Origin of the sequence: Paenibacillus polymyxa M1 (assembly GCF_000237325.1) — a bacterium.
Lineage (GTDB): Bacteria > Bacillota > Bacilli > Paenibacillales > Paenibacillaceae > Paenibacillus > Paenibacillus polymyxa_C.
On sequence record NC_017542.1, the window covers coordinates 3,593,546 to 3,605,659 of the forward strand.

General features: G+C 47.3%; 11 protein-coding genes. 1 reads left to right on the top strand and 10 read right to left on the bottom strand.

What is annotated here, in order from left to right:
- Nucleotides 1-23: 23 nt before the first annotated feature.
- On the bottom strand, nucleotides 24-1,808 hold the full coding sequence (locus tag PPM_RS16240; RefSeq protein WP_013371838.1) for a DAK2 domain-containing protein: 1,785 nt from the start codon (nucleotides 1,806-1,808) through the stop codon (nucleotides 24-26).
- 498 nt (nucleotides 1,809-2,306) lie between these two features.
- Between PPM_RS16240 and rpmB the strand changes: the two genes are divergently transcribed.
- A complete protein-coding gene (gene rpmB / locus PPM_RS16245) occupies nucleotides 2,307-2,495 on the top strand; it encodes a 50S ribosomal protein L28 (protein ID WP_013310881.1) in 189 nt (62 codons plus the stop codon).
- A gap of 223 nt (nucleotides 2,496-2,718) precedes the next feature.
- Here the strand turns inward: rpmB and spoVM are convergent, their stop codons facing one another.
- The 9 genes from spoVM to def form a co-directional block, all read right to left on the bottom strand.
- Nucleotides 2,719-2,799 carry a stage V sporulation protein SpoVM gene (spoVM, locus tag PPM_RS16250; RefSeq protein WP_010345573.1) on the bottom strand — a complete coding sequence of 27 codons (81 nt, stop codon included), beginning with the start codon at nucleotides 2,797-2,799 and terminating at the stop codon, nucleotides 2,719-2,721.
- 391 nt (nucleotides 2,800-3,190) lie between these two features.
- On the bottom strand, nucleotides 3,191-3,859 hold the full coding sequence (gene rpe, locus PPM_RS16255) for a ribulose-phosphate 3-epimerase (RefSeq protein WP_013371840.1): 669 nt from the start codon (nucleotides 3,857-3,859) through the stop codon (nucleotides 3,191-3,193).
- A 4-nt stretch (nucleotides 3,860-3,863) separates the two neighbouring features.
- Nucleotides 3,864-4,781: a ribosome small subunit-dependent GTPase A gene (gene rsgA, locus PPM_RS16260; protein WP_013371841.1), complete on the bottom strand. Its 918-nt coding sequence runs from the start codon at nucleotides 4,779-4,781 to the stop codon at nucleotides 3,864-3,866.
- 73 nt (nucleotides 4,782-4,854) lie between these two features.
- A complete protein-coding gene (gene pknB / locus PPM_RS16265) occupies nucleotides 4,855-7,128 on the bottom strand; it encodes a Stk1 family PASTA domain-containing Ser/Thr kinase (protein ID WP_013371842.1) in 2,274 nt (757 codons plus the stop codon).
- Nucleotides 7,125-7,901 (bottom strand): Stp1/IreP family PP2C-type Ser/Thr phosphatase, encoded by a 777-nt coding sequence (locus tag PPM_RS16270; protein WP_013371843.1) that lies wholly within the window; start codon nucleotides 7,899-7,901, stop codon nucleotides 7,125-7,127. The genes pknB and PPM_RS16270 overlap by 4 nt, the downstream gene beginning before the upstream one ends.
- 6 nt (nucleotides 7,902-7,907) lie before the next feature.
- Nucleotides 7,908-8,948, bottom strand: coding sequence for a 23S rRNA (adenine(2503)-C(2))-methyltransferase RlmN (gene rlmN / locus PPM_RS16275; RefSeq protein ID WP_014600031.1), 1,041 nt, complete (start codon nucleotides 8,946-8,948; stop codon nucleotides 7,908-7,910).
- Between the two features lie 188 nt (nucleotides 8,949-9,136).
- Nucleotides 9,137-10,552, bottom strand: coding sequence for a 16S rRNA (cytosine(967)-C(5))-methyltransferase RsmB (gene rsmB / locus PPM_RS16280; protein ID WP_013371845.1), 1,416 nt, complete (start codon nucleotides 10,550-10,552; stop codon nucleotides 9,137-9,139).
- The gene (gene fmt / locus PPM_RS16285) at nucleotides 10,549-11,508 is read right to left on the bottom strand and encodes a methionyl-tRNA formyltransferase (RefSeq protein ID WP_013371846.1); all 960 of its coding nucleotides are present in this window, start codon (nucleotides 11,506-11,508) and stop codon (nucleotides 10,549-10,551) included. Before fmt ends, rsmB begins: the two co-directional genes overlap by 4 nt.
- A 6-nt stretch (nucleotides 11,509-11,514) precedes the next feature.
- Nucleotides 11,515-12,012, bottom strand: a complete 498-nt coding sequence (def, locus tag PPM_RS16290) for a peptide deformylase (RefSeq protein ID WP_014600032.1) — start codon at nucleotides 12,010-12,012, stop codon at nucleotides 11,515-11,517.
- Nucleotides 12,013-12,114 lie beyond the last annotated feature (102 nt).

Genomic DNA, 12,114 nt, shown 5'->3' on the forward strand with positions numbered 1-12,114 from the left:
TACCATGGGCGTGCTAAAGCACATCAGGTTTCCACTGAGAACAGATAAGGATAAATCGGCTGACCACCTTCATGAACTTCCACTTCAACATCCGAATAATTTTCCTCAAGCCACGCAACAAGCTGATCTGTCTCTTCTTGTTTTGCATCCGAACCTGTAAGAATCGTAACAATTTCATCGCCATTCACCAGCATTTTCGCCAGCAAAAGACGGGATGTTGCCATTAATTGCTCCTCAGTCGCCACAATTTTAGAATCCTGAATACCAATGTAGTGGCCCGCTGTAATATGCAGATCATCAAGTGTCGTATCCCGTACCGCATAGGTCACTTGTCCAGACTTCACACGGGTAACTGCGTCCCGCATATTATCTTGATTTACCTCAAAGGCTTCTTCCTCTTGGTAAGCAAATGCTGCTGCAATGCCCTGAGGAATTGTTTTGCTCGGAATAACCGACACCAACCGTTCCACCTCTAGCAATTCACGCGCTTGTTCAGCCGCCAAGATTATATTGGAATTATTCGGCAGAATAAAAATATGTTGAGCCGCAATCGAGCGAGCCGCATTAACGAAGTCCTCTGTGCTCGGATTCATTGTCTGACCACCCGAAAGGACAACATCAACACCCAAGCTTCTAAAAATATCAGCAATCCCTTCACCAGAAGCCACAGCTATAAAGCCAAAGGGTGCCAGCTCATGAGCTGGGGGCTCAGATGGCTCCTCCTCACGTGCAGGCTCTGTTGGTATTTCAGCAAACCACTCAGGCTCAGGAGCACCATCCATACCTGCAGACAGCAAATCACGATGCTGTTCGCGCATATTCAAAATTCGAATCTGTGTAATTTCCCCATAACGCAGCGCAAGATTCAAGACTTCACCTGGAGCCTTAGAATGCACATGAACCTTGATGACATCATCATCCGAAATAACGATAATTGAATCACCATCTACTGACAACGCTTTCCGGAAAGCTTCCTCATCAAAATTTGTACCTTGCGCTTCGCCCAATTGTCGATTAATAAAAAACTCCATATCATACAAAAATTCAATATTCTCCGTTTCGAGCTTCGCCTGCGCAGAAATCGGCGCATCTGGGGACGGAGCAACAGGCGCAGAAGTAGGTCTCTCCGATACATAAGGAGCAAAAACCGGATGTACATTATCGCCTTTTGAAGTTGGAGATGTCACCAATCCGCTTCCAAGATGCTGCATAAACCCTTCATAAATATACACAAGCCCTTGTCCGCCCGAGTCTACAACCCCTACTTGCTTCAGTACAGGGAGCATGTCCTGCGTCATGGCAAGTGTTTCCTTTGCTTTGGCAAGCACTTCTTCCATCAGTTCTGTGATGTCGTTCGTCCGGCGCGAGAAAAACACAGCATGTCTGGCCGCTTCCTTCGCTACGGTAAGAATTGTACCCTCCACCGGCTTAACCACCGCCTTGTAGGCCGCATCCACCCCGCTCTGCAATGCCGATGCGAACTGAAGGGTATTCAATTCCTCGTATGGGGCAGCGTAACGGCTGAAGCCACGGAACAACTGAGACAGGATAACCCCTGAATTGCCGCGGGCCCCCATCAGCAAGCCTTTGGATAAGATGCCGGACATGACACCGATGGAGGAAGAATCTCCTCTCTTCAATTCCGTTACGCCCGCGCTCATCGTCAGATTCATATTGGTTCCCGTATCACCATCTGGCACCGGGAATACATTTAGTGAATTGACATGCTCCGCATGCTGCTGTAATTGTTCCGCCCCGGCTAAAACCATCGCGGTAAAGTCTGTTCCATTCAAAGAACGATTACTCAAGAGAATTCCCCTTCCTAGCTTAATACAATTGTTTTACAATCCATCTTCACAACACTTGTTCAAGGTTTAATTGAATTATACTAAAGCCAGACGACGAATACGAATGTCACCCTTTCGTAAGCTTCCGTAACCATCCTCTGGTTTCTTTCTACAGCTCATATAATATGAAAAACCAGTCAACTACCCAACAAAAAATCATTGGCCGGAATAATGATTATGGTCCCGCCTCTGAACTGCCCGGCATGACTGGAATAAGAATTCACATTCCATTAAAAAACAAAATAGTCGCAGCAATAGCTATCCCATATTGTACTATAATGCGAAAGAGAAATAAATAAAGTTTTTGAATCAGTTGACGGAGCTTTTTTGACTATGATATTATATTTAAGTATTGTTTTGTTCAGGTTAGTGACTTATAAAGTCCGGCTGACCCAGTCGGCCTGAAGAGCGACCCATTCCATATGGAGTTTGGTTATTTTCAGAATAGGAGGTGGAATCATGTCTCGTAAATGTTCTGTAACAGGCAAAAAGCCTGGCAGCGGTAACCACGTATCTCACGCTAACAACCGTAATCGCCGTACTTGGGGCGTCAACGTACAAAAAGTTCGCATTCTCGTTAACGGTAAACCGAAACGCGTTTATGTCAGCACTCGTGCATTGAAAGCCGGTAAAGTGACTCGCGTGTAGTCGTAAAAAAATATCGTTATAAACAAAAGGCACCTCGTTTTAAACGGGTGCTTTTTTGATTATTCGAATAATATCCCACTGATTCAAGAGGACAAAATGTCAGGCACCTTCCCGCGCGTTTCTGTCGTTTACTGCCGAGCTATCAATCTGCTGTGCCCGGGAAGCGTGCCTCCTGTGTACCTTTAGCCTTCATCCTACATCCTGTGTTAACGTTACTTTGATTTCAGTTCTTCTGGAATGTATTCAAAATGGCTTTGACGAATCCACCCAGAAATTTTGGCAGCTTGATTGTGTAAAACTTCATGCCTCACCCTCCCCATCATCCTCCTGCATCCGTTCTCTGTAGTTTATGCAACCTGTCAAGGGTTGTTGCCCCACAAAAAAAAGGCTACATGAGAATCCCGCTCATGTAACCATATTTATGCACAACCATCCCAGGCTATACCATCAGACAAGTCCGTGAACATAGAGATATGCTGAGAGTATAAAAATAAACAAGATATAATAAAGCACACTACACACCACAAAACCGATGCGCAAACCACGCCGTTCATTTTTACGAAAATAAAACAGGACAATAAGAACAGCCAAAAGTGAAAGAATGGCATTCCAAGGTGTCTTCACTAGCGAGAAACAACTGAGGGTCAAACCGGTCATCATACTCGCTAAGGTCATCCACAGTGCTTCAGTTAGCTTCACTTGGACAAATGAGCGACACTATCCCGAATAGCAGTAATAGCCGCTGCACGGTCCGCTCTGCCGTATACTGCACTACCTGCCACTAATACGTCAGCACCTGCTTCAAATACGGCTGGTGCCGTCTCTTCCGCAATACCTCCGTCCACCTCGATATGTACGTCTGGACGACCCAATTCGTTCAACCAAGCACGGATTTGTCTGATTTTATTCAACGTCTCTGGAATGAAGGACTGGCCTCCAAAACCAGGGTTAACCGTCATTACAAGAATCATATCCACATTGGGCAGCACTTCTTTGATCGCGTATGGTGATGTCCCCGGATTGAGAGCCACTCCCGCCAGAGCGCCTTGCTGCTTGATCAAGTGAATGACACCATGCAAATGAACACAGGCCTCCGCATGAACCGTGATGATATTGGCTCCTGCCTTTACGAAATCACCGATATAACGTTCAGGCTGCTCAATCATCAGATGAACGTCCAGTGGGAGAGTTGTATGCGGCCGAATAGCCTGAACGATAGGGGGGCCCAGTGTAATATTGGATACAAAATGACCATCCATAACATCAACATGAATCCAGTCTGCCCCCGCTGCTTGGACTTCCGCGACTTCACTGCCCAAACGAGCAAAATCAGCGGATAAAATCGACGGTGCTATTTTTAACATATGCTCAATACCTCCGCTTTTTTTCTTTTAATTCCTGATAAAATTGCAGATAGCTATCATATCGTCCTTGTGAAATATGTCCCTCTTCCAAGGCCTCTCTTACTTTACAGCCAGGTTCGTGAATATGCGTACAACCTCGAAATTTGCATCCTTCTGCATATTGTTGGAATTCTCGAAAACAAGGCGATAACTCATCCACACCCAGCTCCAAAAAATCCAGTTGGCTAAACCCTGGTGTATCTGCTACAAACCCACCGTTGTCTAATGGAATCAGCTCCACATGACGAGTCGTATGTCTTCCTCGTCCCAGCTTATTGCTGATGGCGCTCGTCTCCAGCGTTAACCCGGGCTCCAAAGCATTTAGCATGGAGGACTTTCCTACACCTGACTGACCGGAAAACACGCTGATTTGGCCGGCCAACAGCTTCTTGAGCTCAGCCGTCCCCTCTCCGGTACGGGTGCTGGTTACCAGCACCTCGTAACCGATCTTCCGGTACATTTCCTGAACCTTCAGCACCGTATCATCCTCTGAAGGGCTGCCTTCATACAAATCGCGCTTGGTCAGACAGATAATCGTATCCAGCCCGGCGTGCTCAATATGGACTAAAAATTTGTCCAGTAAAGGCAGGTTTAAATCCGGCTCACGCAGGGAAAACAGCAACACAGCCAGCGTGGTATTAGCCACAGGAGGGCGAATTAGCTCCGTCGTACGCTTTCTAATCTCCTTGACCATACCTTCCCCGTTTTCAGTCAGTTCGTAAACGACCCGATCACCGACAAGGGGCGTAATCTCTTTTTTCTTGAAAAGGCCACGTGCTCTGCATTGTACCGTAGCTTCGCCGGATACCGGACGCCCATCCTGATCCAGGCTGGAGACATAATAATATCCGCTAAGCGCCTTGACGATCAGACCTTCAGGCATGTGTAAGATGTCCTCCTTCATAATGTTCAAGTTTCATTGTGTGGAACAGGTTAAGCTTCTTTCTCTAGTAAGTTTACTGATGCTGCACAGCCTCGATCACTTTGTCCTTCTTTTTGTAGGAACCGTGACCAGGATTGTTCTTTTTGCTAACCGCTAACTCACTGCGCGTAACTCCTGCGGAATCGGTTCCTGGGGCAAAAGCAGAAGGGTCACCATCACCTTCTGTTCCCTCCTGATTGTTAGAGTCGCCTCCACCATTACCGTTATCATTAGAAGATTCCCCGCTGTTTCCTTCCTCACCGTTTCCATTCTGCGAGAAAGTACCACCAGATGAATCAGTCGGTGATGTTCCTGCAGGTGGAGCAATTTGAGGCATCGTCACCGTTCCATTTTTTGCATCAATATAAGAAACAGGATACGTGTCAACAAAAGCACCATCTCTAAATACGGAGACGACACTGTCTTTGTTAGGGGCCATCAGCAGGTTGATCGTAAACGTCTGTGTCGTATTAATCGTACGGCTGCCCCACTCCTGATTTTCTCCACGTGCATCTGTATAAGTGATACGAATTTTACTGTTCTTGCCCTCTTCCTTCGGTGCAACAGGCACATTAAATGGCAGCGTAATCGCTTCTGGCGGGTAACCAGTGCTTACATAAAACGTAATTTCCGTATTTGGTGGCAACTCACTGCCTGCCTCGGATGGCCATTGTTTGGTTACTCTTCCTTTTTCCTGCTCATAGCTAAATTCTTCTTTAATCGAGCCAACCTTCAGCCCTGCCTTTTTGACCTCATTTTCCGCTTGGTTCTGCGTTTTCCCTACGAGACTTGGCATTTTTACAGTGTCAGCGCCCTTGCTGACTGTGAGCACAACTTGGACTGAATCCTTATCAAATGGCTCATTTGCAGCGGGTGTCTGACTAAGGACGGTTCCTTCAGCCTGATCACTGAACTGCTCATTTTGCTGAATCTGCGTTTCCTTAATTTGCTGGGCGGTCAGTAGCTTGACAGCATTCTCGTAGCTTTGCCCTTTGACATCTGGCATCGGGGTAAGCGGCTTGGCAATTCCGACTTTCAGACTAATCTCCGTTCCTTCCTTGACTAAAGATCCTTCAGGGTAGCTTTGATAAAAAACAACTCCTGGTGCAATCCCCTCTTTATATTCATGCTGGATTGGATCGTCAATGACTAGTCCTGCTTTACTTAGAGTGACCTTCGCTTGGTCTTCTGTTTGTGTCAGTACACTTGGTACTTTCACATCAGCCACGACAAGCACACTTTGCACATAGTACACCACGCCGCCCATGCACAAAAGTAGCACCAACACTAGTGTTACCCAGAAGATCGTTTTTTTTCTATTTTTCTTGGACGATTGCTTGCTCGGAAGCTGTTCAGACTCACGAGGTTGGACAGGCACATCGTCACCACTGGAAGACACACCTAGTTGTTGAGGCTTAATAGCTGGGATAACCCGCGTTTGGTCCTCATCATCCAAATGTGTAAACTCCAGCTTAGATTCATTGCGCCGCCCCGGTAGCAGACAGGTTTCCAAATCTCTTAGCATTTCGTCTGCCGATTGATAACGTTCCTCCGGATTTTTGCGCATCGATTTTAAAATAACATTTTCTACACTTTGTGGAATCAACGGGTTAATTTTACGCGGTTCCTCAAATTCCTCTTGCAAATGCTTGAGTGCCACACTAATTGGGCTTTCTCCCAGAAAAGGAAGCTGTGCCGTTAGCATTTGATATAAGACAATACCTAAAGAATATAAGTCCGATTTTTCACCGGTAATGACACCCTTTGCATGCTCAGGTGAAAAATAATGAACAGAACCCACAACAGAACCTGTCTGGGTAATTGTCGTTGACGTAACAGCTCGAGCAATCCCAAAATCGGTTACCTTAACCCGTCCATTACGTCCAATTAAGATATTATGAGGCTTAATGTCTCGGTGAATAATCTGATTTTGGTGAGCATGTTCCAGAGCATCACAAATCTGGGAAGCAATCCGTACTGCTTCATCCACTTGTAATGGCGCACGTTCTTTAATAATCTCATTCAAATTTTTGCCTTCAACGCATTCCATTACAATATAATGGATTTCATCCTCTTGGCCGACATCATAAATACTGACCACGTTCGAATGAGAAAGTGAGGCTGCTGACTGTGCCTCGCGCCGAAACCGGCGAATAAATTCCTCATCATGAACAAATTGCTGACGCAACACTTTAACCGCGACATTGCGATTCAGCAAAATGTCTTGAGCCTTATACACCAGCGCCATACCGCCGCCACCGATGCGCTCAATAATTTCGTATCTTCCCCCAAGCAGGTGCCCGATCATGCTTCACACCCCTTTTCACTCAATGAAACCGTGTTGTCGGGCAATTCAAACAAAGCTACAGTAATATTATCGTCTCCACCGGCAAGCAACGCCAGGTGTAGCAGACGATCCGCACGTTCCTCCAAAGGATTTTCTGCGGCACCTACTACCTTACGGATCTGTTCTTCTGTTACCAAATTGCTTAATCCGTCACTGCAAAGTAATAGCACATCGCCTTTTTCCAGCGTAATGGTGTCAATGTCCACCTTCACCTCGGAATCAGTGCCCAATGCCCGTGTCAGAACATTGCGACGAGGATGGTTCTCCCGCTCTTCCTTACTGATCTGACCGTTTTTGAACAACTCATTAACCAAAGTATGGTCTTCTGTAAGCTGACGGACCGTGCCTTTGGATATGACATAGGCGCGACTGTCACCGATATGTCCGATAATTCCAGATGCATCGTTGAGCAAAACGGCAACAACCGTCGTTCCCATATTATGATACTGGTCATCGCGCGCAGCCGTTTGGAAGATGACTTCATTGGCATGCAAAATAGCGTCGCTGAGCGCCGCCGTCAAAGAATGTGCGGATAACCCGCTCTCCAGTGTCGCCAAATCAGCGGCAAGTGTCTCTACCGCAAGGCGGCTGGCCGTATCACCGGCCAGATGCCCCCCCATACCATCGGCAACAATTCCAAGAATATAGCCTTGCTCCAAGTGCCTGATCCAGGCAGAATCCTCATTTACCGAACGCACACGTCCGACATGGCTGACATGAACTGTTTTGATCAAATGGTTTCACCCCAACTCCATATGCTTTGCACGCAACTGACCGCAAGCAGCGGCAATATCGTGACCCTGTTCACGCCGGATCGTCACATTGACGCCTTTTTCGGCAAGAATACGTTGAAAATTAAAAATATCACTGCGCGATGTGCGCACATACTTGCGCTCAGGCACATGGTTGACCGGAATCAAATTGACGTGACACAGCATGTCCTTCAACACATCCGCAAGCTCTTCAGCATGTTCTGCCTGGTCGTTCACTCCACCGATCAAGGCATATTCGAATGAAATTCTCCGCCCCGTCTTAGCAAGATAATAACGAAGAGAATCCATAACATCCTTAAAAGGATAACGCCGATTTACAGGCATTAGCTTCGAACGTAGCGCATCATTAGGCGCATGAATGGATATTGCCAGATTAATTTGTGTATCCTCGTCAGCAAATTTATAAATATTGGGCACAATGCCGCTGGTTGAAACCGTAATATGACGTTGACCAATATTCAGGCCTTTTTCATGAATCATTGTACGTAAAAACGTCATTGTCGCTTCATAGTTCTCAAAAGGCTCACCCGAGCCCATAATTACGATACTGCTCACTCGTTCATTCGTTTTATCCAGAATTTTCTGAGCCTGCACCACCTGTGCAGTAATTTCGCCAGCCGTCAGGTTTCTTTTGAGACCCCCAAGCGTCGAAGCACAAAAAGTACAGCCAATCCGGCAACCTACTTGAGTCGTTACACAAATACTGTTTCCGTAATTGTGTCTCATGATAACCGTCTCAATAGCATGGTCATCATGTAAACCAAACAGAAATTTAACAGTACCATCTTTCGATTCCAACTTTGTAATTTCGTGAAGCGTCACAAAACTGAATTGCTCCTCCAGCTTTTCTCTCAGCGCCTTGGACAAATTCGTCATCTCGCTGAAATTATTGATCCGCTTTACATACAGCCAGTCAAAAATTTGTCCTCCCCGAAAGGCAGGCTCACCATTATTTTTGGCCCAGTCCTGAAGCTCTTCCAGTGTTAAATCGTATATAAAAGGTTTCATCAATATTTGCACCCGTTCCTTCTTCATTAAGTTCTGTTTAATCGCAGACAGTGTTTTTTCATTCTTCCTATTTTAGCACAAATCCCTGAGGGGGTAAAAATTTTTCATCTTCATGCAAAAAACCGCCGGAAGGTGTCCGGCGGATTGTGGAAATACTGGTGGGCAGCTACCTGGAATTCTCTTCCGTTCTACTTTACCCGGCGCAGACGCGCGATATAAAATCCGTCACTGTGAAAATGCTGCGGTAACAGCTGTACTGAGCCTTTCTGTATACCATCCATTTCGTGATTCACGTCTGGAAAAGAATGATCCTTTGCCAACTCATACTCTGGATGTTCGCTTAAAAACCGAGCCAATTGTCCTTCATTTTCATCAGGCTCAATCGTGCAAGTGCTGTATACCAGAATACCACCCGGCTTCAACAGTCCGGCCACACTATCCAGCAACTCGTGCTGCAGTTGAGTAATATCGCGAACATCCTCCGCAGTTTTGCTCCAACGCAGATCAGGTTTACGGCGAATTACCCCAAAACCGGAGCATGGTGCATCCAGCAAAATACGGTCAAAAGAAGCCGGAGCATATCGTTCCTTTAAGTCCAACGCATCACCGGTAACCGTCTCAACAGCATCCAGACCAAGCCGACTCGCTTGCTCACGGATTAATTGATGCTTATGGGCATGCAGATCATTCGCAACGATCCGGCCGCGATCCTTCATCAGCTCAGCCATATGAGCTGTTTTGCCGCCTGGAGCTGCGCAGCAATCCAGCACTGTCATGCCAGGCTCAGGAGCGACCGCTTCGGCAACAAGCATGGAGCTTTCATCCTGTACAGACAACAATCCGTCCGTATACCACGAGGTAAGCGCCATATTTCCGCCGCTACGAACAACAATCCCATAGGGGCTAACGGGCGAAGGAACGGCATCAATCCCTTTTGCAACCATCTCGTCCAGCAGCTGATCACGACTGGTCATCGTCGTATTCACTCGTACACTGACCGCAGGGGGCTCGTTATTAGCCTTGCAGATAGCCTCAGCTGTATCGACACCGTATTGCTTGATCCAGCGCTTAACTAGCCACTGTGGATGGGAATGTTCTAACGAAATCCGTTCCTCTGCTGACAAACCGTCAGGAATGCGCAGCTTGTCCGGCTCACGCAGCATGCTGCGAAGTACGCCATTGACCATACCGGAAATCCCCTGATGCCCGCGCCGTTTGGCAATGGTCACTGCTTCACTAACAACTGCATGATCCGGAACTCGATCCAGATACACCAGCTGATACACGCTCATCCGCAGCAATGAACGTACCCAAGGTTGAAGCTTGGCCGTTCCTTTTTGAACAAATTTATTCAAAAAATAATCCAGTGTATTTCGGCGTGCCACTGTACCGTATACAAGTTCCGTCGTCAAACCAACGTCACTTGCAGATAAACCTGCCTGCTGAAGCCGGCGATTGAGCTCAAAATTGCTATACGCGCCCTCTTGCTCCACACCGGTCAGCACATCAAGTGCAACTTCCCGCGCCGTCTGTTTGCGAGTCTTGCCGGGTCTGATCCCCACTCCCTTGCGTTGGTCTCCCTGACGGGAGTGTCCCCCGCTCATCCGAGCACCGTGCCGGGCTTCATCTGTCCACCGCGCGCAAAGGTTCCGGCTTCCATAACCTTCTTGCCTGCCGGTTGAACCTGGGTCAGCCAGAGGGTTCCTTTACCTGTCTGCACCTCAATGCCACGAGCGGTTAATTGAAGAACCGTGCCGGGTGCTGGAGCATTTGAGCCACTCGCTTCATTATTTATGGAAGGCTGCTCCGCAGCCCATATTTTAAAAACATTGTTCTCCCAAAGTGTAAACGCGCCAGAAAAAGGAACCAGACCGCGAATCCGGTTGTATATTTGCTGCGCATTATCACTCCATGTAATGCGCTCATCATCACGGTTCAGGTTAGGGGCATAGGTCGCCTCATCCTCATTTTGCGGCGTACGGTCTGATTGCCCTGCCAGCAACTTGGGCAGCTCGTCCTGCAAAAGTCTCGCTCCGACTACGCTTAGCTTCTCAAAAATTGTGCCAGACGTATCCTCTGGCTCTATAGCCACCTCAACCCGCGATATCATATCACCGGTGTCCAGCCCTTCCGCCATATACATTAGCGTTACACCCGTCACTGTTTCACCGTTAATAATCGCACGCTGGATCGGTGCACCTCCCCGATATCGGGGAAGTAACGAACCATGCACATTCAGACAGCCGAAACGAGGCAAGTCTAATACGGACTTAGGCAAAATTTGACCGTAAGCTGCGGTGACGATCAGGTCGGGACGCAACTCTGCCACCTGAGCCACTGCTTCCGGCTGCCGCAGGCGGGTCGGTTGCAGCACAGGTAATCCGCGCTTTTCAGCCGCTTCCTTGACTGGTGTAGGCGTCAATATTTTTTTCCGTCCCTGTGGTTTATCTGGCTGAGTAATTACGCCGACCACGTTATATCCGTTGTCCAGCAACATATTCAGCGATGGGACTGCAAATTCAGGTGTACCCATAAAGATAATACGAATGTCTTGACTCATCGAACCTCACTCCCCTGCCTGACGGTTCGGTCCTGGCTGTTCCAGAGCAACCTCATATACTTTTTCTGCAATATCCGTGAACAATACTCCATTTAGATGATCAATTTCGTGCTGAAAAGCACGAGAAAGCAATCCTGTCGCTGTAACGGTAATAGCCTTGCCCTCGCGATTCAGTCCCTTGACTGTAACCTTCTCGGCACGACGTACATCTCCGTTCAACCCTGGAATACTCAGGCAGCCTTCAGGTCCCAATTGTTCTCCTTCTTCGGCCACAATTTCTGGATTGATCATTTTAATCAAGCCATGCTCGTCTCCAGCATCTACAACGATGAGTCGCTTCAAAATACCTACTTGTGGAGCAGCAAGACCTACTCCTTCTGCTTCATACATCGTATCAGCCATATCGTCCAACAGCTTTTGCACATTAGGCGTAATTTTTGTAACTTCCTTTGCTACTTTATGCAATACGTCATCCGGCTCCAACACTATAATTCTAATTGACATGACAACAGAACACCTTCCTCTTTTTCCTTCATTTAGGCTTTACTGTATTCATCACAAAAGCGACTGCTACATTATCCTATGTACGGACGGCTTGTCCGCATT

Bases quoted from the DNA above. Each gene is read 5' to 3' on its own strand.
- fmt (WP_013371846.1), bottom strand. From the start codon at position 11,508: ATGAGTCAAGACATTCGTATTATCTTTATGGGTACACCTGAATTTGCA.
- rsmB (WP_013371845.1), bottom strand. From the start codon at position 10,552: ATGAGCGGGGGACACTCCCGTCAGGGAGACCAACGCAAGGGAGTGGGG.
- rsgA (WP_013371841.1), bottom strand. From the start codon at position 4,781: ATGCCTGAAGGTCTGATCGTCAAGGCGCTTAGCGGATATTATTATGTC.
- spoVM (WP_010345573.1), bottom strand. From the start codon at position 2,799: ATGAAGTTTTACACAATCAAGCTGCCAAAATTTCTGGGTGGATTCGTC.
- pknB (WP_013371842.1), bottom strand. From the start codon at position 7,128: ATGATCGGGCACCTGCTTGGGGGAAGATACGAAATTATTGAGCGCATC.
- rpe (WP_013371840.1), bottom strand. From the start codon at position 3,859: ATGTTAAAAATAGCACCGTCGATTTTATCCGCTGATTTTGCTCGTTTG.
- rpmB (WP_013310881.1), top strand. From the start codon at position 2,307: ATGTCTCGTAAATGTTCTGTAACAGGCAAAAAGCCTGGCAGCGGTAAC.
- rlmN (WP_014600031.1), bottom strand. From the start codon at position 8,948: ATGAAACCTTTTATATACGATTTAACACTGGAAGAGCTTCAGGACTGG.
- def (WP_014600032.1), bottom strand. From the start codon at position 12,012: ATGTCAATTAGAATTATAGTGTTGGAGCCGGATGACGTATTGCATAAA.